The sequence below is a fragment of the Methylobacterium sp. Leaf456 genome, assembly GCF_001425465.1.
Lineage (GTDB): Bacteria > Pseudomonadota > Alphaproteobacteria > Rhizobiales > Beijerinckiaceae > Methylobacterium.
Map to the genome: position 1 here is coordinate 24,401 of NZ_LMQV01000003.1, position 24,213 is coordinate 48,613.

Consider the following 24,213-nt stretch of genomic DNA (forward strand, 5'->3'; position numbering starts at 1 on the left):
TCAACGCCCCCGTTTCAGCGTGTCCAGAAACGTCTCGACGGTGGGCAGGATGCTGGCCGCCACCGTCTCGACGCCCTTGGCGTTCGGATGCAGCCCATCCTCCAGGGTGTGGGCGCGGTTGCCCGTCACCCCTTCGAGGAAGAACGGGTAGAGCACGAGGCCGTGCGCCTTGGCGAGATCGGGATAGATCGCGTCGAACCGGGCGCGGTAATCGGCGCCGAGGTTCGGTGCGGCCAGCATCCCGGCGAGCAGCACCGGGATGCCGCGCTCCTTCAGGCGTACGACGATGGTCTCCAACGCCTTGCGGGCGGCCGCCGGGTCGGTGCCGCGCAGCATGTCGTTGGCGCCGAGTTCGAGGATGACGCCGTCGGTCCCGTCCGGCACCGACCAGTCGAGCCGGTCGAGCCCGCCCGTGGTGGTGTCGCCGGACACGCCCGCATTGGTGATCTCGACGCTGCGCCCCTTGGCCTTCAGCGCCCGTTCGAGCACAGCCGGGAAGGCCGCGTCGGAGGGCAGGCGGTAGCCCGCGGTGAGGCTGTCGCCGAGCGCGACGAGCTTGAGCGGACCCTCGGCGGCGCGGGCCATGGTACCCCCGAGCGCGGCGGCGGCAAGCACGGCCATCAGGAAGACCCTTCGTAAGCCCCGCAGAGCACCCATATCGAGACCGCGCCGCGTGTCGCGCGCCCGGCCTGTCCGTGAGACAAGCCCGATAGCAAAAAAGTCCCGGATGGGCCGGGACGGGGAGCCCCTGTCTGCTGCGTCCGCCATGTCGTTCGCGCTGCGCAAGGCCGCCGTCCTCCGTTCGGTCCCGTCCATCCTGGCTGCAAGATCGGTCCCTCCGCGATGTCGAACAAGGCCGTCTCCCTGTCGCAGATCGAGCTGAGCCTCGGCCGCGGCCCCGCCCGGGTTCACGTGTTGCGCGGCATCTCGCTCGATGTCGAGCGGGGCGAGGCGGTGGGGCTCGTCGGGCCCTCGGGCTCGGGCAAGTCGACGCTGCTGACCGTCATGGCCGGGCTGGAACGGCCGGATTCCGGCCGCGTCACCATCGCGGACACCGACCTCTCCGGCCTCGACGAGGACGGCTTGGCGCGCTTTCGCGGCCGCAACATCGGCATCGTGTTCCAGGCCTTCCACCTCGTGCCGACGATGACGGCGCTCGAGAACGTGGCGCTTCCGCTGGAACTGGCCAACGCCCCCGACCCGCACGGGCGGGCGGCGGCGGAACTGGAGGCGGTGGGCCTCGGTCATCGCCTGCGGCACTATCCGGCGCAGCTCTCGGGCGGCGAGCAGCAGCGCGTCGCCATCGCCCGCGCGCTCGCCCCCGATCCGGCAATTCTCGTCGCCGACGAGCCCACCGGCAACCTCGACGAGGCCACCGGCCGCCAGATCGTGGACCTGCTGTTCGGGCTCAAGCGCGACCGCGGCGCGACGCTGGTCCTCGTCACCCACGACACCGGCCTCGCCCGGCTCTGCGACCGCACCGTGGCGCTCCGCGCCGGCCGCATCGAGCAGCCGGCGGTGGCGTGAAGATCAGTACCGTCAATACTTCCGCGCCCGACATCACCCCATCGGTAGTCTTCGCCGTGCGTTCGGACCGGATCGATCGAGTTCGATCCAGCGTGAAGATTGACGGTTCGCGTGCGATGATCGACGGAGATTGAGCACAGTCGTTTCAAAACCGGGGGTGGTGGCGATGTCGAAGCGTGGGCGCGCCCGCTCTGCCGATCTCGGCCTCGCCTGCGCGCTCGCGCTTCTGCTGGCGGCGGGGCCGGCGCGGGCGCAGATCCGCATCCCCGACGCGCCCGACCCGCTGATGGCAGGACTCGCGATCCCGGCCTCGGCCCCGGAGCGGGGGATGTGGTCGGCGGTCCATGCCTGGCCGCTCATCGCCATGCACGCGGCGCTGACGCCCTCGGGCTCGGTGCTGACCTTCGGCGCCCCGCCCGGCGCGCAGCGGCAGGACGGGCGCGTGTTCGACATCTGGGACCCCGACCGCGGCCTCGGCAGCGCCGCCCACACCCTCCTGCCGAACGCGGAGGCCGTGGACAGCTTCTGCGCCAGCGCCATCACCCTGCCGAGCGGGGCGATGCTGATCTCCGGTGGCGCCGGCTACGATTCCGGCCTGACCTCGAAGGAGAGCGCCGCCTTCGATCCGGGCCGCCGCACGGCGAGCGCGGTCGTCTCGCAGCTCCGCTTCCCCCGCTGGTACGGCACGCTCATCACGCTCACCGACGGGCGCGCCCTGATGGCGGGCGGCGGCAAGCCCTACGCGCCGGGCGTCTACGACGTCGCCGGCAGCCTGAAGCGGGGCGAGGTCTCGATGACCCCCGAAATCTACCTGCCGGGTTCGGGCTGGCGACTCCTGAGCCGCGCGGGCAGCCGCGAGGCGTTCGGTCCCGATCTCAATCGTTGGTGGTATCCGCGGATGTGGGTCGGGCCCCGCGGCGGCGTGTTCGGCATCTCTTCGGACCGGACCTGGGTGCTCGACCCGACCGGCGCGGGCGCGATCGTCACGTTCCCGTTCAAGACCCCGGCCAACGCCGACACCCGCCCGAACATCGGCCCGACCTCGACGGCGGTGATGTACGACACTGGCCGCATCCTGCAGGTCGGCGGCAACGGCTACAGCAACGGCTATCCGATGCCGTCGAGCAACCGGGCGACGGTGTTCGACCTGAACGGCACGCGGCTGACCACCGCCGACGTCGCGCCGATGACCCATCCGCGGCAATGGGCCAACGCGACGGTGCTGCCCGACGGGCGCGTCCTCGTCACCGGCGGCTCGCGCTACGCCGACAACGACGGCGCCGACGCGGTCCATGAGGCCGAGATCTGGAACCCCGCCACCCGCGCCTGGACGCTGGGCGCCAGCGCCGGCACGTATCGCGGCTACCACTCCTCCGCGATCCTCCTGCCCAACGGCACGGTGCTGACGGCGGGCGGCGGCGTGAAGGGGCCGGTCGCCAACCTCAACACCGAGATCTACTATCCGCCCGCCCTGTTCACCCGCGTGAACGGCCGGGCCGTGCTGGCCCCGCGCCCGCGGCTCGCCAGCCTCAGCGCGAGCCAGTTCGATTACGGCGGGCGCGCCACGCTGACCCTCGCCGCCGACGCCTCGGTCGCCCGCGTGGCGCTGATCGGCCTCGCCTCGGCCACCCACAGCTTCGATTCCGGCCAGCGCTACCAGCGCCTGAGCTTCACCCAGGACGGGCGCTCCCTACGCATCGCGATGCCGGCCCATGCCGGCCTCGCGCCGCCGGGCTATTACCAGCTCGTCGTGCTCGACCGGGCCGGCGTGCCGTCGCGCGGCGTCATCGTCGCCATGGCGGCGGCCCCGCCCCAGCCGCGCGGCACCGTGCGCTTCTCGACCCTGCGCCCGGTGGCGATGCCCGATCTGCGGATGCGCCTATCCGGCACGCTCGCGGGCCTCCATCCCGCGGACGCGGCGGCCGACCGGCTCGACGGCGCCTTCCTCGTGCGGGCGGGCCTCGCCGACCCGGCCTGCGTCTCGTTCGAATCGCGTCGCTACGGCGGGCGCTTCCTGCGCCAGTCGAGCCGGCGGCTGCGGCTGAGCCCGTTCGAGCGCAGCACCGCCTACCGCGAGGACGCCACCTTCTGCCCGCAGCCGGGGCTGTCCGGGCGCGGCACCTCCTACGAACTGAAGGCGAGGCCCGGCACGTACCTCCGCGCCCGCGGCACGCAGCTCTGGCTCGATCCGTCGGTCGCGGACGAGGCCTACGCCGCCTCGGCGAGCTTCGAGACGGTGGACGCTCCGCCGTAACGCGCGCGACCCTCGCAGGTGTGCGGGGCCGTTCCCACATCCGTATCCGGCCGCCCGCACGAGGGTGCAGGGCGCGAAGATGGGAGGGGACGATGGGTCTACTCGACGGGCTTCTCGGGCACGGCAGCGATCTCGCCGCCGGCGAGGTCGATCAGCAGCTCGCGGGCGTGCTGGTGCCGGGCGAGAGCGTGCGCGTCGCCTTCAAGGTGATCCGCGACCTGATGGTCTTCACCGACCGCCGCCTGATCCTGGTCGATCGCCAGGGCATGACCGGCCGCAAGGTCGAGTATCTCACCGTCCCCTACCGTGCGATCACGTCGTTCTCGGTCGAGACCGCGGGCAGCTTCGACATGGATTCCGAGCTGAGGATCTGGGTGTCGGGCCGGCCCGACCCGATCCAGCGCACGCTCAAGCGCGGCGCCGACATCTTGGGGATTCAGCAGGCCATCGCCAGCTCGCTGAAATAGGCCTCGATCCCGGTCCGCGGGCTCCGTGCCCCCCCCGCCTTGCATCAGGCGGGATCGTCGGCAGGTGCGGTTTACTGCGGCGCAGGTGTCGCTGGCGCGGGCGCGGGGTTCGTCGGCTGCGGCGCGGCCTGGGCTTCCTGCTCGGCGAGCCGCTTGTCCATCCACGCGACAAAGGCGTCCGTGCTCATCTCGAGGTAGTTGCCGAATTTCGTCCGGAACTTCGCCTCCGTCTCCAGCGTGTCCGGGCAGCTCGGCTTGTCCGCGGCGACGTGCGTCCGGATCTCCTCGGCTGCGGTGGCGGGCTGCGGGTCGAAGGCCGCGACCTTGGCGTCCAGCGCCGACCGCTGCCGGGCGGTGGTCGCGAAATCGCAATCCTTGATCGTGCGCTGGAACATCAGCCCGGCGAAGTAGGCCTTGAGCTGCGCCGGCGACGACGGCGTGGGCGCGGGTATCGAGGCGAAGGGGAGCGAGCCCGTCGCGGTCCGGCCGTCGAGCTTGTCGTGCAGCGTGTAGGCCAGGGTGTAGGCGCCGGGCTCCAGCCCGGTCAGGTTGAGGCCGACATTGAGATACATCGTCGGTACCGGCGGCGCCTGCGCATCCAGGGTGAAGTCCTGATCGAACACCCCCTTCTGGCCGGCGAGTACGCGGTCGCCGGCCAGAACCTCGTAATCGAGGCGCAGGCCGAACTTTCGCTGCCCGGACGCCGCGGGCCGGATCGTCTGGCCCTTGACTTCGAGATAGGTGCGCATCTTCTCGCCCGCCGGGAACGCGTTGGAGCCGCGGGCCGCGATGTCGCCGAACTCGTCCGCCGGCCGCGTGACGAATTGCAGCTTGGCGATCGCCAGCGGCTGCGCGGCGGGGGCCGCGGGGTGGGACTCGGGGCCGGGCTTCGGGCCTTCCGCGACTTGAGGCGCGTTGCTCTGGGCTTGGGGAGCGGTGCTCGGGGGCGGCGCGGCGTTGCAGCGCCGCAGCGACTCGTAGGCCGGCGCGAAGTCGGGGATGTCGAACTCGGCCGCGGCATCCTTGATGCGGACCTCGATCGTCTTGGACGCCATCAGCTGCGGGACGATGGTGGCCGGGAAGCTGCTGTGCATCATCTCGCCCTCGCCGACCCAGGTCGACTTGGCGTTGATCACCTTCTTGCCGATGGCGAACGGCGCCCGGATCTTCTGGTCCTTGTCCCAAGCCCAGTGCTCGTAGCCCAGCACGATGACCGCGTTGGCGCCGTCGAGCGTGAACACGACCGCGTTGGCGGCGTCGTCGTCGTCCTTGTCGACGTAGCTGTAGGTCATCAAGCACGGGTTGGCGCTGGTGTCGCCGACCGTTCGCTCGACCTTCCAGCCCTTGACCGTCTCGAACATCGTTCGCTCGTCCGAGCGGGCGGGGGCGACGGCCAGCGCCGACAGCAGGGTGAGGGCCAGGACCCAGGAGCGTGAGGGCGACATCGGGACTCGCGAGGGACGGGAAGGCGTTCGTCGGGACCAAATCAGTCCCACGGCGACGGTCCGCGGCAAAGCGCGAACTCTTGCACTAGCGTCCCAAATGCAGCGCGTTGGGATGGCAGATCCGGGGATCGCTCGAAGGGCCGGATGGCGGGCTTGGCCCGCGCCCGCTCTTGCCCTCCCCCGAAAAACCCTCTAAGCGCACCGCCTTCGTATCCGCTCCGGCCGGGGGCTGAACGGACGGTGCCGCTCGCGGCATAGGTTCCTTCAAAAGAACCGTCGTCCGGTGTCTCCGCCTTCGATCAACCGCTCGGGCCATCAAACGGCTCGAAGGGCTTGGCGCCGAGAGGATGCGAGTTGAGCCGGCCCGACTCCGCTTGAATCCGCGGTGCGGGCCTCCTTTGTCGTTGGATAAGGCCCGAAAATGCCTCTCTACGAGCACGTCTTCCTGGCGCGCCAGGACGTGACGTCCCAGCAGGTCGAGACCATGGTCGAGACCTACAAGGGTGTCATCGAGGCGGGTGGCGGCACGATCGAGAAGATCGAGTCCTGGGGCGTCAAGTCCCTCGCCTACCGCATCAAGAAGAACCGCAAGGCGCATTTCACGCTCCTCAACATCTCGGCTCCCCCGGCGGCTCTCGCCGAGATGGAGCGCCAGATGCAGATCTCCGAGGACGTGCTGCGCTTCATGACCGTCCGCGTCGAGCAGCTGGAGGCCGAGCCTTCCGCGATGATGCAGAAGCGCGACCGCGACGACCGCAAGGATCGTGACCGCGGCGACCGTCCGCGTCGTCGCGACGACGATTTCGGCGGCGGCTTCGGCGGTGACCGCGACCGCGGTGATCGTGGCGACCGTGGGGACCGCGGCGAGCGGCCCGAGCGCAGCTTCGGCGGGGAGAACTGATCATGGCATTCGGTGCTGGTGGTGGTGGCGGCGGTGGTGGCCGTCGTCCGTTCTTCCGTCGTCGCAAGACCTGCCCGTTCTCCGGCGCGAACGCTCCGAAGATCGACTACAAGGACGTGAAGCTGCTCTCCCGCTACGTGTCGGAGCGCGGCAAGATCGTCCCGTCCCGCATCACCGCGGTCTCGGCCAAGAAGCAGCGCGAGCTCGCCCAGGCGATCAAGCGCTCCCGCTTCCTCGGCCTGCTGCCCTACGTCATCAAGTAAGGCCCGAATGGCGACGCGTTCCTCGCGTCGCCATTCGCCCCCGCGACTGCGGGGCGGCGGTCGTCCGCCGGGCGCCTCGATTCGACCGAAGGTCGGCATCGAGGCAACTCGATAAAGACTATCGTCGGCCCGCTCGGGCCGGCGAATTTCGTGAGGGCGACCCGGCTGGCGGGCCGCCCGATCGTTGGGGCGTCACGCGACGCCTCTAACCCTGCGCACGCAGCGGGACAGCGGATTTTTCGTGAGAATGGGCAAGGACATCGGAATCGGCGTCGGCGCCGGCCTCGTGGCCGCGCTGCTGTTCGGCGTGCTGCTCAAGGCCAGCGCGCTCGCCATCCTGCTCTACCTGCTCGCCCCGCTGCCGATCCTGATCGTCGGCCTGGGCTGGAGCCACAGGGCCGGGCTCGCCGCGGTGGCGAGCGGCACCCTCGCGCTGGCGCTCGTCGTCTCGCCCTATCTCGGGCTGGCCTTTGCCGCCTATCTCGCGCTCCCCGCATGGTGGCTCGCCTATCTGGCGATGCTCGGCCGGCCGGGGCCGGACGGCACCCTCGAATGGTATCCCACCGGCCGCCTGCTGGCTTGGGTCGCGGGCACCGCGGCGCTGGCGTTCGTCGCCATCGCGGTCATCGCCTCGCCCGATTACGACACCTTCCGCACCCAGATCAGCGAGATGAGCCGCCGGGTCGTGCAGATGCAGGTCCAGCGCGGCCGCCTCCCCGCGCCCGCACCGGGCAACGCCGAGACCGATGCGGCGAAGGACGACGCCCCGAAGACGGACGCGCCCGCCGCCTCCGACGACCTCGCCGGCGAAGTCGCCGACGCGCTGGCGACGCTGGCCCCGGCGCTCGCCGCGCAAGGCTTCGCGGTGCTCCTCACCTTCTACCTCTGGGCCGCCGCCCGCATCGTCCAGATCTCCGGGCGCCTGCCCCGCCCCTGGCCGGACATCCCGGCGACCGCGATGCCGCGCAGCGTGCTCCTCGTCCTCGTCGGTGCCTTCGCGCTGTCGCTGGTGCCGGGTTTCGTCGGCGTGCTCGGCATCGCGCTGATGGGCGCGCTCTCGGCCGCCTTCGCCATGCAGGGGCTCGCCGCCTTCCACGATCGCAGCCGCGGCCGGCCCGGCCGGCTCGGCCTGCTGGTCGGCCTCTACGTCGTGCTGTTCCTCACCCAGGGCATCGCCATGCTGGCCCTGGTCCTGTTCGGCATCGCCGACACCGCCCTCGACCGGCGCCGTCCCCAAGCCCGCGGCAACGCATAAAACCACCGCGCGGCAGCGCCTGAGACCCAAGCTTCCGCACACTCAAGGAGAAGTCAGATGGAAGTCATCCTGCTCGAACGCGTCGCCAAGCTCGGCCAGATGGGCGAGACCGTGAACGTGCGTCCCGGCTACGCCCGCAACTTCCTGCTCGCCCGCGGCAAGGCCCTGCGCGCCACCGAGAACAACAAGAAGCACTTCGAGACCCAGCGCGCCCAGCTCGAGGCCCGCAACCTCGAGCGCCGCAACGAGGCCCAGACGGTCGCCGAGAAGCTCGACGGCCAGAGCTTCGTGCTGATCCGCCAGTCCGGCGAGACCGGCGTGCTCTATGGTTCGGTCTCGACCCGTGATCTGGCCGAAGTCGTCACCAAGGACGGCTTCTCGGTCGAGCGCGGCCAGTTCGTGCTCAACCAGCCGATCAAGACGCTGGGCCTGCACACCGTGCCGGTCACGCTCCACCCCGAGGTCGAGGTGAACGTCACCGTCAACATCGCCCGCTCGCCGGAAGAGGCCGAGCGTCAGGCCCGCGGCGAGTCGGTCACCGAGCGCGAGCAGTTCAACCTCGACGACCTCGGCCTCGAAGTCGGTCAGGCGCTGGCCGATGCCGGCGAGGGCGCCGACGACCGCGGCTGATGCGGCCGGCCGCCCCGCAAGCGGGGCGGCTCGGGCTCATACGACGACGCCGGTCCCGGTCACGCACCGGGGCCGGCTTTTTATTTCCAAGACGTTTTATTCCAAAACGTTTTCCCCGAGAGGCGGGGGCCGTTCCTCGAAGGCGGCGGCGGGAAGACGCCTGCAAGGCCGGGCCCGTCCGGCCGCGGGCCGTCCCGTCCGGGGCGAGGGATCGAACGTCTTCGTCACGAAAATAATTCCTCGAAACCCCCGTTCGGCTCGGATGATCAACGCCGCGTGATCCGTTCGCGGATCATGATCGTACGGTCGCGCACCGACTGGCGCGCGCCGACTGGACGATCGTAGAAAAATCTCGAATTGTGCCGATCCCGTCGGCATTGCCTGTTCCGTGACAGCACGCGTTCCTTGGAGGGGCGCCTACCCTTCTTCAACAACAGTCAATGCCCCGATCGGCGTCGAGACTGAATGACTTGGCGGCGCGTCTCCGACAAAAATCGCAGGACCGGAAGTTGTGACCCGGCAAGGATGCAGTATAGAATGAGCGCCGTTGCGGATGGTGATCCGAGTGTCAGGCTGATCGACCGGGCCAGCGCCGAGACACTGCAGTCCGTCGAGATCGCGGCCGGACTGAACCACGTCCTGCTGGCGGCAGCGCGCGCCGACTGGGCGGCTTGGTCGAACAACCTGTCGGTTCGGCTCCGGTTCGACTGGTCGGAGGCCCTCGCCGGCACCCGGGCGCGGGTCGTGCTGACCTACAAGACGCAGCACATGGCGGCCTACCCGCTCAACAGCTACGGGCCGACCCTCTTCGCGTTCGACGTGCGCGAGCCCGAGTCGCATTACGACCTGAAGATCCAGGTCGAGATCGAGGAATTCGCAACCTCGGCCGGGATCGGCGGGCTCCCGCGGGCCCTGCCCCTGGGGCGGTTGACCGTCGCCGCCACCGAGATCGGGCCGGCCTACGGCGTCGGCTACGCGGAGATCGTCAAATACGCCATCTCCTCGGCCCACGCACTCGGGCTCTGCGAGGTCTACATGACGGGCGGCAGGCTCAAGCGCTTCGAGGACTGCATCCTCGACAGCCTGAGCCGGGGCATTCCCTACAGCGTCGTCCGCCTCGGCGACGGCGAGGGCCGCGTGCTGGGCTACCCGGCCTATTTCGACCAGAACCGCCTCCTGTCCGAGGTGCTGTACTACCAGTTCGGTCCGCAATCGATCCGCAACGAGGTCGATGGCAGCGGTCGCTGGCTTCACGACCTGATCACCGAACTGGGCGACCTCCTCCGCCTCGGCATCGACACGGCCGACCGCATCGGCCTGCCGGTCGCCGAGTTCTTCGAGGGGCATGAGCAGAGCGTGACGCCCGGCATGGCGGCCTACGGTTGCGCGACGCACTTCGCGTTCGGGCGTTTTCCCCGGATGGGGCGGCAGGAGGCCGTCGGCACCAACGTCTTCCAGCAATTGGCGCAGGTGCCCTGGTTCTTCCCCGGCATCGCCAAGGCGGCGCGATCGGTCACGACCATCGCGCCGTGGGACCTGTCGCATGAACTGCGGGCCGCACTCGGCATCGAGCGGCTCGCGCACATCGCCGTGCCCGGCCACTACACCTGGGGATCGGACAAGGGGCTGGGGCAGTTCCCGGTGCTGTACAAGCAGGTCCGCGCCGCCATCCTGGCGCGGGGCGACCTGCGCGGGCAGCTTTTTCTGGTCGGCGCCGGCCTGCTCGGGAAATATTACTGCGCCCTGATCAAGCGGCAGGGCGGCGTCGCGCTCGATATCGGTTCGGTCTTCGACTCCTGGGCGCGCAAGGGCCTGCCCTACGCCGTCGAGAACGGCGAGAGCATCAAGCTGTCGCGCCTCGACGCGGCGGCGGTGCGGCCCGTGGCGCGCGGCTAGACAGCCATCCGCAGCGGTGGACAACGGGGAGAGGTTGGGCCCCGGCGTTGACTTGTTCTCAATTCGTTCCAGCATGGCGCCCGTGATTCCCAAGGCTGAGCGCCGCGGGCGTCGTGCGTTTCCGGAACCGTGGCGCGCAGGCCCATGAGCGGCGGCTTCGAGCATCGGTCTGACAAGGTGGCCGCCGGCTTTCGAAAAAAAGCCGATGCGGCACAAGAACCTGGAGAGGCGTCTTGGATCAGGGATCTAGGACGCCTCTCCAGAAAAAATTCACCATCCCGGCGCAAGGTCCGGCGGGCATGGAAACGGGCGGCCGGGATCGGCCGCGGCAACGGAGCGTGAGACGCCATGGCCCTGCCCAACGCCCTCGCGGCCAAGCTCGAAGCGGTCCAGGCCGAGTACCGGGTGCCGCCGCACAACATCGACGCGGAGCAGGCGCTGCTCGGCGCGATCATGGTCAACAACGACGCCTATTACCGCGTCTCGGATTTCCTGCTGCCCGAGCACTTCATGGAGGCGGTCCACCGCCAGATCTTCGAGGTCGCGGTCTCGCTGATCAAGGCCGGCAAGCTCGCGACCCCGATCACGCTCAAGACCTATCTCGGGGACATCGATCTCGGCGGCATCACGCCGATGCAGTACCTCGCGCGGCTGGCGGCCGAGGCCACCACCGTCATCAACGCGGGCGAGTACGGCCGCACCATCTACGACCTCGCCATCCGCCGCCGCCTCATCACCATCGGCGAGGACATGGTCAACGGCGCCTACGAGGCGCCGGTCGAGTCCAGGCCCCGCGACCAGATCGAGGCGACCGAGCGCCGGCTCTACGAACTCGCCGAATCCGGCAAGTACGACGGCGGCTTCCAGAAATTCTCCGACGCGCTGACCGCGGCCATCGATATGGCGGCCAAGGCCTACCAGCGCGACGGCAAGCTCTCGGGCATCTCCACGGGCCTCACCGACCTCGACGCCAAGATGGGCGGGTTGCAACCCTCCGATCTGATCATCCTCGCGGGGCGCCCGGCCATGGGCAAGACCTCGCTCGTGACCAACATCGCCTTCAACATCGCCAAGGCCTATCGCGGCGAGAAGCAGCCCGACGGCACCATGCAGACCGTCAACGGCGGCATCGTCGGCTTCTTCTCGCTGGAAATGTCGGCCGAACAGCTCGCCACCCGCATCATCGCCGAGCAATCCGGCGTGGCCTCCTACAAGATCCGCCGCGGCGACATCCGGCCGGAGGACTTCTACAAGATCACCGACGCGGCCCGCGACATGCAGACGATCCCGTTCTACATCGACCAGACCGGCGGCATCTCCATCGCCCAGTTGGCCGCCCGGGCGCGACGCCTCAAGCGCCAGAAGGGCCTCGACCTCCTCATCATCGACTATCTCCAGCTGCTCTCGGGCTCCGGCAAGAAGAGCGACAACCGCGTGCAGGAGATGACCGAGATCACCACCGGCATGAAGGCGCTGGCCAAGGAGCTGGCGGTGCCGATCATCGGCCTGTCGCAGCTCTCGCGTCAGGTCGAGAATCGCGACGACAAGCGCCCGCAGCTCTCGGACCTGCGCGAATCCGGCTCGATCGAGCAGGACGCCGACGTGGTGATGTTCGTGTTCCGCGAGGAATACTACGTCGGCAACAAGAAGCCGCGCGAGGGCACGGAAGAGTTCTTCGCCTGGGAACAGGAGATGCAGCGCGTCCACGGCAAGGCCGAGGTCATCCTCGGCAAGCAGCGCCACGGCCCGACCGGCACGGTGGAGCTGCAATTCGACGCCAACATCACCCGGTTCTCGAACCTCGCGCAGAGCGATCGGATGCCCGAGCAGATGTGATAGGATCGCGCGGTCCTGATCGATCGGAGCAGCCCGTGGCTCTCGCAACGCAGGCGCGCCCGCCCGCGCCGCCGACGCTCAACGAGGTGTTCGAGGCCGAGCAGGGTCTCGTCGGCCTCATCCTGGCCGAGCCGGCCGTCTACGGCCGGATCGCCGCGCTCCTGCGCGACGCGGATTGGACCCAGAACCTGCATCGCGGCGTGTTCGAGGTCGTGGGACGCTTCCTCGCGGAGGGGCGGCCGGTGTCGCTCGATACGGTGCTGCCGCGAGTCAGCGACGTGGCGCCCGATGGCGCACCCGCGGACCTCTATCTCGCCGCGCTCGCGGCGCGGGCGCCGGCATCCGCGCGGGCCGAGTCCCTCGCCCGCCTCCTCGCCGAGGCGGCCGACGCGCGCACCGGCCCCGATCATCTCGACCGGGACCTCTATGCCTGGGCCTACGAGCAGGCTCTCGCTCTCCGGCGCGGGCAGTTCCCCGCCCTCGACGCGCTCAATCTGGCCGAGGAGATCGAGGATTTGGGCGGCGTGATCTACAACCGGATGGAGAGCGCGCTGCGGATCACGCTGATGCATCTCCTCAAGTGGGATCATCAGCCGGAGAAACGGACGCGGAGTTGGCATCTGTCGATCCGCAACGGCCGCCTCGACGTCGAAGACGTGTTGGAGCGCCATCCGAGCCTCAACCGCCGGGTGCCCGGTGCCGTGGCCAAGGCCTATCGCCGGGCCCGCATCGACGCGTCCGGCGAGACCGGCCTCGACGAAAGTGTGTTTCCCGCCGAGTGTCCCTACGACCGCGAAAGCATCATGACCCGGCCGGTGCCCTGGCCGCCCGCGAGCGGGGAGTCCTGATCATCGCCGCCGATGCTTGTCCCGGCCACGGCGCCCGCCTGACGGTCGATCTCGCGGCGCTGGTGGCGAACTGGCGCGCGCTCGGGGCCCACGCACCGCAGGCCGAATGCGGCGCCGTGGTGAAGGCCGACGCCTATGGCTGTGGCCTCTCGGCGGTGGCGCCGGCGCTCGCGCGGGTCGGCTGCCGCACCTTCTTCGTCGCCCACCTGTCGGAAGGTGTCAGTGCGCGAAAGCTGCTGCCGGAGGCGGCGGTCTACGTGCTCAACGGGCTGCCGCCCGGCGCGAGCGCGGCCTTCGCCGAACATGGGCTGCGCCCCGTCCTAGGGGATCGGGACGAAGTCGCCGAATGGGCCGCCCTCTCGGAGGGGCGCTGGCCGGCGGCGCTCCACGTCGATACCGGCATGAACCGGCTCGGCCTGTCCGTGGCGCAAGCGCTGGCGCTCGCGGGCGATCCGGTGATCGCGCGGGCCGGGATCGACCTCGTGATGAGCCATCTCGTCAGCGCCGAACGTCCCGCCGACCCGCTCAACGCCCGTCAGGCCGCCGATTTTTTCGGGCTTCGCGCGGCATTCCCGCGGGCGCGCGCCTCCCTCGCCAACTCGTCGGGTACTTGTCTAGCAGACGACACGCGCCACGACCTGTTGCGGCCGGGCTATTCCCTGTTCGGCGGCAACCCCGAGCCGGACCGACCGAACCCGATGCGGCCGGTGGTGCGGCTGGAGGCGACGATCCTTCAAGTTCGCGATGTCGAGGCCGGCGCGACCTGCGGCTACAACGCCCGCTGGACCGCCCCCTCCCCCCGCCGCCTCGCCACCCTGTCGCTCGGCTACGCCGACGGCTATCCCCGTGCGGCGAGCGGACGGGGCCATGCCCTCGTCGGCGGCGTCCCCTGCCCGATCCTCGGGCTGATCTCGATGGACCTCATCATCCTCGACGTCACCGAGGCATCTGACGCCCGCCGCGGCGCCACCGCGACGCTGATCGGCGACGGCCTCGACATCGACACCGTGGGCGCGGCCGCGGGCACGATCGGCTACGAGATCCTGACCGGCTTGGGTTCTCGTTATGTTCGAAATTATGTAGAGTGACGCCTCACCCACCCACCCCCTCATCCTGAGGTGCCGCAGCGAAGCGAAGCCCTCCTTCGAGGCCGCTGACGCGGCACCTCAGGATGAGGGGCGCGGGTGGGGTGTTCGAAGAGTCCGCTCCCACATGGCCAAGATCCAACAGACCTTCGTCTGCCAGTCCTGCGGGGCGGTCTACAATCGCTGGCGCGGGCGCTGCGAGGCCTGCAACGGCTGGAACACGATCCAGGAGGAGGCCGCCGCCGCCGGCCCGCAATCGGGCCCCGCCGCGACGCGTCCCTCGCGGGCGCGGGGCCGGGTGTTTCCCCTCGAAGGGCTGACCGGCGAGGCCAAGGAGGCGCCGCGCACGCCCGCGGGCATCAACGAGTTGGATCGCGTCACCGGCGGCGGCTTCGTGCGCGGCTCGGTGATCCTGCTCGGGGGCGATCCCGGCATCGGCAAGTCGACCCTGCTGATGCAGGCCTCCGCCGCCATGGCGAAAAGCGGCGAACGTGTCGCCTACATCTCCGGCGAGGAGGCGGTGGGGCAGGTGCGGCTGCGCGCCGAGCGACTGGGCCTCGCCCAATACCCGGTGGAGCTCGCAGCGCAGACCAACGTCGAGGACATCGTCGAGACGCTGTCGCAGGGGCACCCGCCCGCGCTCGTCATCATCGACTCGATCCAGACCATGTGGACCGAGACGGTGGAATCGGCCCCCGGCACGGTCACGCAGGTGCGAAGCTCGGCCCAGGCCCTGATCCGCTTCGCCAAGACCACCGGCACGGCGGTGATTCTCGTCGGCCACGTCACCAAGGACGGGCAGATCGCGGGGCCCCGCGTGGTCGAGCACATGGTCGATGCGGTGGCCTCGTTCGAAGGCGACCAGGGCCACCATTTTCGGATTCTGCGCGCCGTAAAAAACCGCTTCGGGCCGACCGACGAGATCGGCGTGTTCGAGATGACGGATGCGGGGCTCGCCGAAGTGCCCAACCCCTCCGCCCTGTTCCTGGCCGGCCGCGATCACGCCGCGCCGGGCACCGCCGTCTTCGCCGGGATGGAGGGCACGCGCCCGCTCCTCGTGGAAATCCAGGCGCTGGTCGCCCCCTCCTCGCTCGGCATGCCGCGCCGTGCCGTGGTCGGCTGGGACCCCAACCGCCTGTCGATGGTGCTCGCCGTGCTGGAGGCCCATGGCGGCATCCGGCTCGGCGGCCACGACGTCTATCTCAACGTCGCCGGGGGCCTGCGCATCTCCGAGCCCGCGGCCGATCTGGCGGTCGCCGCCGCCCTCGTCTCCTCGCTGTCGGGGTCGGCGCTGCCGTCCGACTCGGTGTTCTTCGGCGAACTCGGCCTTTCGGGAGCCGTGCGCCCGGTCTCGCAGGCGCCGGCCCGGCTGAAGGAGGCGCTGAAACTGGGGTTCGGCAAGGCGGTGACGCCGCAGGGCCGCGGCGAGGTCGGAGATCGGGCGCTGCCGACGGATGCGCTCCGCCACATCGCCGACCTCGTGGCCGGCATCGCCTCGGGGGCGCCGCGCCGCGGCGGCGGCCGTCCGAAGGCCGTGCGCTACGAGGAGGAGATGTAAGCGTCGGACGCCGCCGTCAGAGCGGATGCGTGCGGCACCACTCGACGATGCAGGCCAGCAATTCGGGGACCGGAAGCTGCTCGATGTCGCGGTCCGAGAAGCCACGTTCCTTCAGGCTTGCGTAGTTGTCGGACATGAAGTCGAAGAAGCGGCTCCAGATCCGGGCCGGCCCCGGCGACCGCAGCCCGGCCTCCGCCGCAAGCCAGTTCCTGACCTGGGTCAAAACCTCCGTCGGCTGGTTGCCGTGGACGGCGATGTCGGAGTTCGAGAGGTCGGATAGCGCCGCCTGATAACGGTACCGCTCCGCTTCGAGAATCAGGCAGCGCTTTCCCTCGAAGGCCGCGCCGCCGAAGGTCTGACAGCCGACATCGAGACCGAGTTCGAACGGCATGTTGAGGCGGTAGAACTCGCCTTCCCGCTCTGCCTTCAGGCGCGAGAGATCGTGGATGCCGTATTTCGAGTCGCGGATGAGCCCGATGATCTTCTCGATCCGGGGACGGCCCGAGTTCAACCGCTCCAGGGCGATCCGCGGCGCGAATCCGAGGTCCGTCACGCAGAACAGCAACGGCCGGAGCAGTGGCAGGTAGTCCTCGTCGAACGGGCAGTTCACGAAGATGGAGGTCTCGAAGGACACCGTCGGCCGTCCGAAGGCGCGTCAGCGGGCGGGGCCGTCGCCGTAGCTGTTGCGTCCCTGGATCGTCCCATCGGCCCGATGGATGTAGAGGTCGGCCTGCTCCGCGCGCGCCTTGCCGCGGGCATAGTCGATCGCGGCGTCCTGGGTCGGGAAGGTCTTCGAGGCACGCACGGCGCCGGTCCGCCGGACGGCCCATCCGCCCCCGAGCGCGGGCATGACATGCTGACCCTTCTTGGCCATCGCCGTCCTTCCGAACCAATCTTGGAGATCGTAACACGCCGATCGGTCGTCAGCTACGCTCCAGTTGCATCACCGCGGCGGTGCGATGGGTCCGGTCGGTGCCTCACCCCCTCAGGCTGAACGGGTTGAAGTCCGTCCCGCGGTCGTCGGCATCCACGCCTTCCGCGCGCTTCAGCCACGCGATCAGCGGCAGGCTGAGGGGCAGCGCCAGCACCTCCCAGGCGACCTTCAGCAGCCAGACCGAGAGGCCGAGCCGCACCAGTTCGGACGCAGGCAGCGTGCCGGCGAAGGCGAGCGTCAGGAACAGGGCGGAATCGACCGCCTGCCCCACCACCGTCGAGGCGATGAGGCGAAAACCCACGAACCGCCCGCCGAGCGCCAGCTTAAGCCGGGCCAGCACGTAGGCGTTCAGGAACTCGCCGACGAGGTAGGCGCTCATGCCCGCCACCGCGATGCGCGGCGTCGCGCCGAGCACCGTCTCAAAGGCCTGCTGGTGCGCCCAGAACGGGGCCGGCGGCAGCGCAGCGGCGACCCAGTAGCTGACGATCCACACCACCTGCACGGCGAAGCCCGCCCAGACCACCTTGCGGGCGCTGGCATAGCCGTAGACCTCGGTCAGCACGTCGCCGAACAGGTAGGAGAGCGGGAAGACGATCACGGCGGCCGTGAAGGTGACGCCGCCGACCTCGGCGATCTTGCCCGACAGGATCAGCGAGACGATCAGCACCCCGCTGAACAGTCCGGCGATCGGTACGAGATAGCGGGGGGCGGGAGCGGGTGCGACCACGCCTCAGAGGCTCCGCCAGCCCGAAGGTGACGGCCGAGTTCGGCCGGGGTATATCGGTGGAAACGACTGAGGGCGCGCGGTCCGGGGGAGCCGCCGCGGCCGCACTTGCGTCTCCCGCCCCGGACCAGCGTAACCAGCGATGCCGTTTTCCGTCCTCGACCTCGTGGTGCTCGGCATCGTGCTCGTGTCCGCGTTGCTGGCCGCCGTGCGCGGCGTGACCCGCGAGGTGCTTGCCATCATCGCCTGGGTGGCGGCGGCCGCGCTCGCGTGGTCATTGCATCCGATGCTGCTGCCCACCGTCAAGCAGCACGTCTCCAGCGATACCGTGGCGCTGGTCGCCTCGATCGGAGCGATCTTCCTCGCCACCCTGATCGTCGTCTCGCTCATCACCGTGAAGGTGTCCGACCTCGTGCTCGACTCGCGCATCGGCGCGGTCGACCGCTCGCTGGGCTTCGTGTTCGGGGCCGGCCGCGGCTTCCTGATCTGTGTGATCGGCTGGGTGTTCCTGGCGTGGCTCGTCCAGGGCAAGGTGCCGGATTGGGCCGCTCAGGCGAAGAGCAAGCCGCTGCTCGAAAGCTCCGGCGAGGCGCTGGTGGCGCAACTGCCCGACAACCCGGAAGGCTTCCTGAAGCAGTTGCGCAAGCCCAAGGACGGGCCGGCCGAGGAGCCCCCGCCGGAGACCGACCTGCCGGCCCAGCGCCGCAGCGATGCCGCTCCGACGGCGCCTGCGCCGAAACGCTGATATGCTGGAATCGCTCTTGGTTGCGGTGCGATCCCCGCCTAGGTAACGGTTTCACGACGGTCCCGGACCCGAACGGTTCCGACCGTTTACGCCGTGCCGGACGCGGGAGCGCGGTTCCGCCCGCGCCGCCAGGATTCGAGAGCGACATGTCAGCTGCCAGCGCGAGCGTCGAGTCCCATGACTGGGACATCGACGGCGATACGCTTCGCGAGGAATGCGGCGTCTTCGGCATCTACGGGCACGACGACGCCTCGGCAATTACGGCGCTCGGGCTCCACGCCCTGCAGCACCGCGGCCAGGAGGCCGCCGGCATCGTCTCCTACGACGACGGCGTCTTCCATTCCGAGCGCCGCCAGGGCCTCGTCGGCGACAATTTTTCCGACCGCGGCACCATCGAGCGCTTGGCCGGCCGCTCGGCCATCGGCCACGTGCGCTACTCGACCACCGGCGGCACGATCCTGCGCAACGTCCAGCCGCTGTTTGCCGAACTCGCCGGCGGCGGGCTGGCGGTGGCGCATAACGGCAACCTGACCAACGCGCTGTCGATCCGTCGGGAGCTGGTGCAGGACGGCGCGATCACGCAATCGACCTCGGACACCGAGGTGATTCTTCACTTGGCCGCCCGGTCGCGAAAGCCCCGCATCGTCGAGCGCTTCATCGACGCGCTTCAGCGGATCGAGGGCGCCTACGCCATCGTCGCGCTGACCAACAAGAAGCTGATCGGCGCCCGTGACCCGATGGGCATCCGCCCGCTGGTGCTCGGCGAACTCGACGGGCGCTACATCCTCACCTCAGAGACCTGCGCGCTGGACATCATCGGCGCCCGCTTCATCCGCGATGTCGAGAACGGCGAGATCGTCGTGATCTCGGAAGAGGGCGTCGAATCGATCCGCTTCGCCGAGAAGCGGCCGATGCGCCCGTGCATCTTCGAATACATCTACTTCGCCCGCCCCGACTCGGTGGTGAACGGCAAGAGCGTCTACGCCGTGCGAAAAAGCATCGGCCGCGAACTCGCCCGCGAGGCGGCGGCGGACGCCGACATCGTCGTGCCGGTGCCGGATTCCGGCGTGCCGGCCGCGCTGGGCTTTGCCCAGGAGGCGGGCCTGCCGTTCGAGATGGGCATCATCCGCAACCACTATGTCGGGCGCACCTTCATCCAGCCGACCCAGACCGTGCGCGAACTCGGCGTGCGGATGAAGCACTCGGCCAACCGCGCGGCGATCGAGGGCAAGCGCATCGTGCTGGTGGACGACAGCCTCGTGCGTGGCACCACCTCGGTGAAGATCGTGAAGATGATGCGCGATGCCGGCGCCCGCGAGGTGCATTTCCGCATCGCCTCGCCGCCGATCACCTATCCGGATTTCTACGGGATCGACACGCCGGAGCGCGAGAAGCTCTTGGCCGCCACCCACGATCTGGAGGGGATGCGGAAGTACATCGGCGCGGATTCGCTCGCCTTCCTGTCGATCCCCGGCCTGTACCGGGCGATGGGCGAGGAGGCCCGCGACGAGGCCTGCCCGCAATACACCGACCACTGTTTCACCGGGCAGTACCCGACCGCACTGACCGACCTCGCCATCGCCGGGCCGAAGCGGCTGGCGATGCTGGCCGAGGCGGATTGATCCATGGCGGATAAGACCCTCGACGGCCGCATCGCCGTCGTCACCGGCGCCTCGCGCGGCATCGGCCGGGCGGCGGCCCTGGCTCTGGCGGAGGCCGGCGCGCATGTCGTGGCGGTCGCCCGCACGCAGGGGGCGCTGGAGGACCTCGACGACGCGATCCGGGCGGTCGGCTCCTCCGCGACGCTGGTGCCGCTGAACCTCACCGATTGGGACGCGATCGACCGACTCGGCGCGGCGCTCAACGAACGCTTCGGTCGGCTCGATATCCTGATCGGCAATGCGGGCGTGCTCGGCGCGCTGATGCCGCTCGCCCACATCACCCCGAAGGTGTGGCAGCAGACGCTCGACGTGAACGTGACGGCCAACTGGCGCCTGCTCCGTTCGCTCGACCCGCTGCTGCGCCGCTCGGATGCCGGCCGGGCCGTGTTCGTGAGTTCTGGCGCGGCGCACAAGGCGCGGGCCTACTGGGGACCCTACGCGGTCACCAAGGCGGCCCTGGAGGCGATGGTGCGCACCTACGCCTCCGAGACCGAGACGAGCCCGATCCGGGCGATGCTGCTCAATCCCGGCCCGCTGCGCACGGCGATGCGCCGCTCGGCCATGCCGGGCGAGGACCCGGAGACCCTGCGCACGCCGGAGGAACTGGCGCCGCACTTCGTGCGCCTCTCGTCGCCTTCATGGAACGAGACCGGCCGCCTCTACGATTTCCCAAGCGACCGGACCTTAAGTTTCCGCGCCCCCGAGTAACGGGGTCCGGGGCCAAGGCCCCGGCTGGATTCGGGCAGAGCCCGTTCTTTCTTCTAGGGTTCATCGATGATCGACGTCCGCTGCATCTGCGCCATCGGCCAGCGGGGCCAGCTCGGCCTCGACGGGCAATTGCCCTGGGAGGGCAACACCGATCCGCTGTTCGTGGAGGACGTGACGCGGTTCTTCGCGCTGACCATGGGCCACGTGCTGATCGCCGGCCCCAAGACGGTGGCGTCCGTACCCGCGTTCGCGTTCAAGGACCGCACCATCGACGTGATCCGCTCGCACGAGGACCCGGAAGAGGTGCTGAAGCGCTATCCGGGCCGCCGCATCTTCGTCGGCGGCGGGATCGCGGTGTGGAACGTCTACGCCCCATACATCCAGCACTGGGACGTGACGCGGCTGCCCTATGACGGCGAGGCGGACCGCTGGTTCGATCCGGCTTGGCTGGTGGGTGGAGCGTTGCGGCAGGGGTAATCCAGTCGCTCAGAACATCCCGTTCGGGTTGGCGGAATCTTCCGGCAGGATCTGCAGCACGTCCCAGTGCTCGACGATGCGGCCGTCCGCGTCGAGGCGGAAGATGTCGATGGCCGCGTAGTCCTGGTCGCCAGGCCAGTGCTGGCGGCAATGCAGCACGACGAGGTCGCCCTCGGCCACCGCCCGCTTCACCTCGACCCGCTTGCCCGGCCATTCGCGCGCCATGCGCTCGAAATAGGCGACGAACCCGTCCTTGCCGGTGGCGACGTGCGGGTTGTGCTGGATGTAGTCGGCACCGGCATAACGCTCGATCGCCTCGCGCGGGCGGCAGGCGTTGAACATCAACTCGTAGAAGGCGATCACATTCGCCTTGTTGCGCGCGAGGTCGGCCATGCGGTGTCCTGTGTGAGCGGTCTCGGGCGAGCCCAGGGAACGCTCGCGCGCTCTGAGCCATATAAAGGCACCCGCGCGGTCCGCGGCCATGGTTCGGAGACGGCGGATGAGTGTCCACGCGTACCGGTTCGGGATCGAGGAGGAGTATTTCCTCGCCGATGCGGAGACGCGCGGCACGCCGCGGCGGTCGGTCAAGCCGTTCCATGTCGAGGCGGGGGAGCGGCTGCCGGAGATCGGGCGCGAACTGCTGCAATGCCAGGTCGAGGTCTGCACCCCGCCCTCGACCGCGTTTTCCGCGGCCCATGCCGCGCTGCTGGGGCAGCGGCGGCAACTCGCCGAGATCGGGGCCGAGCACGGGCTTCTGGTCTTTGCCGCCGGCACCCATCCGATCGCCGACTGGGCGCGCCAGCTGCCGACCAAGGGCGACCGCTACCGCGGCATCCTGCGCGACGTGGGCCTCGCCGGGCGGCGCAGCCTGATCTGCGGCATGCATGTCCATGTCGAGGTGAAGGACGCGGACGCCCGCGTCGGGCTGATGGACCGGCTGCTGCCGTTCCAGCCGCTGCTGTTCGCGCTCTCGGTCTCCTCGCCGTTCTGGCAGGGCAAGCCGACGGGGCTCTCGGCCTATCGCCTAAGCGCCTTCGGCGAACTCCCCCGCACCGGCCTGCCGGAGCTGATGGGCGATGCGGGATCTTACGAGCGCTACGTCCGCATCATGACCAAGGCCGGCTCGATCCAGGATGCCAGCTTCCTGTGGTGGTCGCTGCGCCCCTCGATCAAGTTCCCGACGCTGGAACTGCGCATCGCCGATTCCTGCACGCGGCTGTCCGACGCCATCGTCGTGGCGGCGCTGTTCCGCTGCCTCGTGCGCCTCGTCGAGCGGCGCCCGGACATCAATGCGGGGCTCACCGGCGTGTCGCGGGCGATTGCCGCCGAGAACCTGTGGCGGGCGCAGCGCAGCGGCACCGAGGCCGAGCTGATCGACGAGGCCTCGGAGGAGGCGTTTCCGTTCGCGCAAGCGCTCGACACGCTGCTATCGCTGATCGCCGAGGATGCCGCGGCGCTCGGCTGCGCGGCGGAGGTGGCCGACGCCCGCCGCATCGTCCGCGAGGGCACCAGCGCCGAGCGCCAGATTGCTGCCTTCGAGGCGGCGCGTGGCGGCGACACCAGCAACCGTCAAGCGCTGGACGCGGTGGTGGATTGGCTGGCCGAGACGACGCGGGCAGGTTAGCCCCCGCGCCTCAGCCCTTCTCGAACGGGTTCTTCGTCGTCCGCAGCGACAGCCGGATCGGCGTGCCGGGCAGCTCGAAGGCTTCGCGGATGCCGTTGACGAGGTAGCGGGTGTAGGATTTCGGCAGGGCGTCGAGCTGGTTGCCGAACAGGGCGAAGTGCGGCGGGCGGCTCTTCACCTGGGTGCCGTAGCGGATCTTGATGCGCCGGCCCGAGACCGCGGGCGGCGGGTTGCGCTGGAGCGCGTCGGTGAGCCATGCGTTGATCCGCGCGGTCGAGACGCGGCGGCTCCACACCTCGGAGGCGTCCACCACCGCCTGCATCAACTTGTCGATCCCCTCGCCGCCGAGCCCCGAGAGCGACACCACCGAGACGCCGCGCACCTGCGGCAGCAGGCGGGTGCAGTCCTCGCGCAGCGTCTTGAGCAGACCGGGCTGGTCGGCCACGAGGTCCCACTTGTTGAGGCCGATCACCAGGGAGCGCCCCTCGCTCTCGACGAGATCGACGATGGTGAGATCCTGCTTCTCGAACGGGATGGTGGCGTCCAAGAGCACCACCACCACCTCGGCGAAGCGCACGGCGCGCAACCCGTCCGAGACCGCGAGCTTTTCGAGCTTGTCATCGATGCGGGCCCGGCGGCGCATGCCGGCGGTGTCGTGCAGCTTGATCTTGCGGCCGCGCCACTCCCAGTCGAGGGAGATCGAATCGCGGGTGATGCCGGCCTCGGGGCCGACGAGCAGGCGGTCCTCGCCGATCATGCGGTTGATCAGCGTCGACTTGCCGGCGTTGGGGCGGCCGACGATGGCGACGCGTAGGCCCTTGCCGCCTTCGCCGTCGTCCTCGTCGTCCTCGTCCGGCTCAGGGAGCACGTCGCGAAGCGCATCCTGCAGCGAGCCGAGGCCCTCACCGTGCTCGGCGGAGAAGGGAATCGGGTCGCCGAGCCCCAGCGAGAATGCCTCGTAGGCGCCGGCCATGCCGGCCCCGCCCTCGGCCTTGTTGGCGATGAGGATGACCGGGATGCCGGCCCGGCGCACCAGTTCGGCGAAGGGCCGGTCGGCGGGGAGCACGCCGGCGCGGGCGTCGATGACGAACAGCACCGCGTCGGATTCGAGGATCGCGGCCTCGGTCTGGGCGCGCATGCGGCCCAAGAGCGAGTCGGCGTCAGCCTGTTCGAGGCCGGCGGTGTCGATGATGCGGAAGGCGACGTCGCCGATCGAGCCGTCGCCCTCGCGCCGGTCGCGGGTCACGCCGGGGCGGTCGTCCACCAGCGCGAGCTTGCGCCCGACCAGCCGGTTGAACAGGGTCGATTTGCCGACGTTCGGGCGTCCGACGATCGCGACGGTCGGCAGGTCCATGGGAGTCTGTCTTTCGGCGCG

General features: G+C 69.7%; 24 protein-coding genes. 17 read left to right on the forward strand and 7 right to left on the reverse strand.

The window, feature by feature from the left end; all coding sequences use genetic code 11:
- Positions 1-621 (reverse strand): arylesterase, encoded by a 621-nt coding sequence (locus ASG52_RS04440; protein WP_056239622.1) that lies wholly within the window; start codon positions 619-621, stop codon positions 1-3.
- Positions 622-843: 222 nt separating this feature from the next.
- Between ASG52_RS04440 and ASG52_RS04445 the strand changes: the two genes are divergently transcribed.
- The 3 genes from ASG52_RS04445 (at position 844) to ASG52_RS04455 (ending at position 4,248) form a co-directional block, all read left to right on the forward strand.
- The gene (locus ASG52_RS04445) at positions 844-1,527 is read left to right on the forward strand and encodes an ABC transporter ATP-binding protein (protein ID WP_056239625.1); all 684 of its coding nucleotides are present in this window, start codon (positions 844-846) and stop codon (positions 1,525-1,527) included.
- A 166-nt stretch (positions 1,528-1,693) separates the two neighbouring features.
- Positions 1,694-3,781 (forward strand): AbfB domain-containing protein, encoded by a 2,088-nt coding sequence (locus ASG52_RS04450; protein ID WP_156383780.1) that lies wholly within the window; start codon positions 1,694-1,696, stop codon positions 3,779-3,781.
- 92 nt (positions 3,782-3,873) lie between these two features.
- The gene (locus tag ASG52_RS04455; protein WP_056239630.1) at positions 3,874-4,248 is read left to right on the forward strand and encodes a PH domain-containing protein; all 375 of its coding nucleotides are present in this window, start codon (positions 3,874-3,876) and stop codon (positions 4,246-4,248) included.
- Between the two features lie 71 nt (positions 4,249-4,319).
- On the opposite strand, the gene ASG52_RS04460 is transcribed toward ASG52_RS04455, so the two are convergent.
- Complete coding sequence (locus tag ASG52_RS04460) at positions 4,320-5,693, reverse strand: hypothetical protein (RefSeq protein WP_056239632.1); 1,374 nt, start codon at positions 5,691-5,693, stop codon at positions 4,320-4,322.
- A 421-nt stretch (positions 5,694-6,114) separates the two neighbouring features.
- Here ASG52_RS04460 and rpsF point away from each other — a divergent pair, with 421 nt between their 5' ends.
- The 9 genes from rpsF to radA all read left to right on the forward strand — a co-directional run bounded on the left by rpsF (position 6,115) and on the right by radA (position 15,965).
- On the forward strand, positions 6,115-6,594 hold the full coding sequence (gene rpsF, locus ASG52_RS04465; protein WP_056239638.1) for a 30S ribosomal protein S6: 480 nt from the start codon (positions 6,115-6,117) through the stop codon (positions 6,592-6,594).
- Positions 6,595-6,596: 2 nt separating this feature from the next.
- Positions 6,597-6,857 carry a 30S ribosomal protein S18 gene (gene rpsR / locus ASG52_RS04470; RefSeq protein WP_056239641.1) on the forward strand — a complete coding sequence of 87 codons (261 nt, stop codon included), beginning with the start codon at positions 6,597-6,599 and terminating at the stop codon, positions 6,855-6,857.
- 247 nt (positions 6,858-7,104) lie between these two features.
- Positions 7,105-8,112, forward strand: coding sequence for a DUF2232 domain-containing protein (locus tag ASG52_RS04475; protein ID WP_056239644.1), 1,008 nt, complete (start codon positions 7,105-7,107; stop codon positions 8,110-8,112).
- A gap of 57 nt (positions 8,113-8,169) precedes the next feature.
- Positions 8,170-8,742, forward strand: coding sequence for a 50S ribosomal protein L9 (rplI, locus tag ASG52_RS04480; RefSeq protein ID WP_056239646.1), 573 nt, complete (start codon positions 8,170-8,172; stop codon positions 8,740-8,742).
- Positions 8,743-9,279: 537 nt separating this feature from the next.
- Complete coding sequence (locus tag ASG52_RS04485) at positions 9,280-10,638, forward strand: hypothetical protein (protein ID WP_056239649.1); 1,359 nt, start codon at positions 9,280-9,282, stop codon at positions 10,636-10,638.
- Between the two features lie 348 nt (positions 10,639-10,986).
- Entirely contained in the window at positions 10,987-12,474 is a 1,488-nt protein-coding gene (locus ASG52_RS04490) for a replicative DNA helicase (RefSeq protein WP_056239652.1), read from the forward strand.
- 35 nt (positions 12,475-12,509) lie between these two features.
- Positions 12,510-13,322, forward strand: a complete 813-nt coding sequence (locus ASG52_RS26865) for a DUF29 family protein (RefSeq protein WP_162249970.1) — start codon at positions 12,510-12,512, stop codon at positions 13,320-13,322.
- Positions 13,319-14,410 carry an alanine racemase gene (gene alr, locus ASG52_RS04500; protein ID WP_502691029.1) on the forward strand — a complete coding sequence of 364 codons (1,092 nt, stop codon included), beginning with the start codon at positions 13,319-13,321 and terminating at the stop codon, positions 14,408-14,410. Before ASG52_RS26865 ends, alr begins: the two co-directional genes overlap by 4 nt.
- Positions 14,411-14,534: 124 nt before the next feature.
- Positions 14,535-15,965 (forward strand): DNA repair protein RadA, encoded by a 1,431-nt coding sequence (gene radA / locus ASG52_RS04505; protein ID WP_056239655.1) that lies wholly within the window; start codon positions 14,535-14,537, stop codon positions 15,963-15,965.
- A gap of 16 nt (positions 15,966-15,981) precedes the next feature.
- Here radA and ASG52_RS04510 read toward each other — a convergent pair whose 3' ends face one another.
- The 3 genes from ASG52_RS04510 to ASG52_RS04520 form a co-directional block, all read right to left on the reverse strand.
- Positions 15,982-16,599, reverse strand: coding sequence for a hypothetical protein (locus tag ASG52_RS04510; RefSeq protein ID WP_056239658.1), 618 nt, complete (start codon positions 16,597-16,599; stop codon positions 15,982-15,984).
- A 21-nt stretch (positions 16,600-16,620) separates the two neighbouring features.
- A complete protein-coding gene (locus tag ASG52_RS04515) occupies positions 16,621-16,839 on the reverse strand; it encodes a DUF2188 domain-containing protein (protein WP_056239661.1) in 219 nt (72 codons plus the stop codon).
- Between the two features lie 103 nt (positions 16,840-16,942).
- Positions 16,943-17,626: a queuosine precursor transporter gene (locus ASG52_RS04520; protein ID WP_056239663.1), complete on the reverse strand. Its 684-nt coding sequence runs from the start codon at positions 17,624-17,626 to the stop codon at positions 16,943-16,945.
- A gap of 139 nt (positions 17,627-17,765) precedes the next feature.
- Here ASG52_RS04520 and ASG52_RS04525 point away from each other — a divergent pair, with 139 nt between their 5' ends.
- The 4 genes from ASG52_RS04525 to ASG52_RS04540 all read left to right on the forward strand — a co-directional run bounded on the left by ASG52_RS04525 (position 17,766) and on the right by ASG52_RS04540 (position 21,214).
- Positions 17,766-18,368 carry a CvpA family protein gene (locus tag ASG52_RS04525; protein ID WP_056239667.1) on the forward strand — a complete coding sequence of 201 codons (603 nt, stop codon included), beginning with the start codon at positions 17,766-17,768 and terminating at the stop codon, positions 18,366-18,368.
- 146 nt (positions 18,369-18,514) lie between these two features.
- Positions 18,515-19,990, forward strand: a complete 1,476-nt coding sequence (gene purF, locus ASG52_RS04530) for an amidophosphoribosyltransferase (protein ID WP_056239669.1) — start codon at positions 18,515-18,517, stop codon at positions 19,988-19,990.
- A gap of 3 nt (positions 19,991-19,993) precedes the next feature.
- Entirely contained in the window at positions 19,994-20,737 is a 744-nt protein-coding gene (locus ASG52_RS04535) for an SDR family NAD(P)-dependent oxidoreductase (protein ID WP_056239672.1), read from the forward strand.
- Between the two features lie 66 nt (positions 20,738-20,803).
- A complete protein-coding gene (locus ASG52_RS04540; protein ID WP_056239679.1) occupies positions 20,804-21,214 on the forward strand; it encodes a dihydrofolate reductase in 411 nt (136 codons plus the stop codon).
- Between the two features lie 9 nt (positions 21,215-21,223).
- Here the strand turns inward: ASG52_RS04540 and ASG52_RS04545 are convergent, their stop codons facing one another.
- Positions 21,224-21,607: a nuclear transport factor 2 family protein gene (locus ASG52_RS04545; protein WP_056239680.1), complete on the reverse strand. Its 384-nt coding sequence runs from the start codon at positions 21,605-21,607 to the stop codon at positions 21,224-21,226.
- A 106-nt stretch (positions 21,608-21,713) separates the two neighbouring features.
- Between ASG52_RS04545 and ASG52_RS04550 the strand changes: the two genes are divergently transcribed.
- Positions 21,714-22,838 carry a carboxylate-amine ligase gene (locus tag ASG52_RS04550; RefSeq protein WP_056239683.1) on the forward strand — a complete coding sequence of 375 codons (1,125 nt, stop codon included), beginning with the start codon at positions 21,714-21,716 and terminating at the stop codon, positions 22,836-22,838.
- Between the two features lie 10 nt (positions 22,839-22,848).
- Here the strand turns inward: ASG52_RS04550 and der are convergent, their stop codons facing one another.
- Positions 22,849-24,192, reverse strand: coding sequence for a ribosome biogenesis GTPase Der (gene der / locus ASG52_RS04555; protein WP_056239686.1), 1,344 nt, complete (start codon positions 24,190-24,192; stop codon positions 22,849-22,851).
- Between the last annotated feature and the right edge of the window lie 21 nt (positions 24,193-24,213).

Excerpts from the sequence above, each read along its gene's own strand:
- ASG52_RS04440 (WP_056239622.1), bottom strand. The coding sequence starts at position 621 with ATGGCCGTGCTTGCCGCCGCCGCGCTCGGGGGTACCATGGCCCGCGCC.
- ASG52_RS04525 (WP_056239667.1), top strand. The coding sequence starts at position 17,766 with ATGCCGTTTTCCGTCCTCGACCTCGTGGTGCTCGGCATCGTGCTCGTG.
- rpsF (WP_056239638.1), top strand. The coding sequence starts at position 6,115 with ATGCCTCTCTACGAGCACGTCTTCCTGGCGCGCCAGGACGTGACGTCC.
- ASG52_RS04485 (WP_056239649.1), top strand. The coding sequence starts at position 9,280 with ATGAGCGCCGTTGCGGATGGTGATCCGAGTGTCAGGCTGATCGACCGG.
- ASG52_RS04490 (WP_056239652.1), top strand. The coding sequence starts at position 10,987 with ATGGCCCTGCCCAACGCCCTCGCGGCCAAGCTCGAAGCGGTCCAGGCC.
- ASG52_RS04445 (WP_056239625.1), top strand. The coding sequence starts at position 844 with ATGTCGAACAAGGCCGTCTCCCTGTCGCAGATCGAGCTGAGCCTCGGC.
- ASG52_RS04535 (WP_056239672.1), top strand. The coding sequence starts at position 19,994 with ATGGCGGATAAGACCCTCGACGGCCGCATCGCCGTCGTCACCGGCGCC.
- rplI (WP_056239646.1), top strand. The coding sequence starts at position 8,170 with ATGGAAGTCATCCTGCTCGAACGCGTCGCCAAGCTCGGCCAGATGGGC.
- ASG52_RS04540 (WP_056239679.1), top strand. The coding sequence starts at position 20,804 with ATGATCGACGTCCGCTGCATCTGCGCCATCGGCCAGCGGGGCCAGCTC.
- ASG52_RS04545 (WP_056239680.1), bottom strand. The coding sequence starts at position 21,607 with ATGGCCGACCTCGCGCGCAACAAGGCGAATGTGATCGCCTTCTACGAG.
- purF (WP_056239669.1), top strand. The coding sequence starts at position 18,515 with ATGTCAGCTGCCAGCGCGAGCGTCGAGTCCCATGACTGGGACATCGAC.
- ASG52_RS04455 (WP_056239630.1), top strand. The coding sequence starts at position 3,874 with ATGGGTCTACTCGACGGGCTTCTCGGGCACGGCAGCGATCTCGCCGCC.
- radA (WP_056239655.1), top strand. The coding sequence starts at position 14,535 with ATGGCCAAGATCCAACAGACCTTCGTCTGCCAGTCCTGCGGGGCGGTC.
- ASG52_RS04475 (WP_056239644.1), top strand. The coding sequence starts at position 7,105 with ATGGGCAAGGACATCGGAATCGGCGTCGGCGCCGGCCTCGTGGCCGCG.
- ASG52_RS04515 (WP_056239661.1), bottom strand. The coding sequence starts at position 16,839 with ATGGCCAAGAAGGGTCAGCATGTCATGCCCGCGCTCGGGGGCGGATGG.
- ASG52_RS04450 (WP_156383780.1), top strand. The coding sequence starts at position 1,694 with ATGTCGAAGCGTGGGCGCGCCCGCTCTGCCGATCTCGGCCTCGCCTGC.
- ASG52_RS04460 (WP_056239632.1), bottom strand. The coding sequence starts at position 5,693 with ATGTCGCCCTCACGCTCCTGGGTCCTGGCCCTCACCCTGCTGTCGGCG.
- ASG52_RS04550 (WP_056239683.1), top strand. The coding sequence starts at position 21,714 with ATGAGTGTCCACGCGTACCGGTTCGGGATCGAGGAGGAGTATTTCCTC.
- rpsR (WP_056239641.1), top strand. The coding sequence starts at position 6,597 with ATGGCATTCGGTGCTGGTGGTGGTGGCGGCGGTGGTGGCCGTCGTCCG.
- der (WP_056239686.1), bottom strand. The coding sequence starts at position 24,192 with ATGGACCTGCCGACCGTCGCGATCGTCGGACGCCCGAACGTCGGCAAA.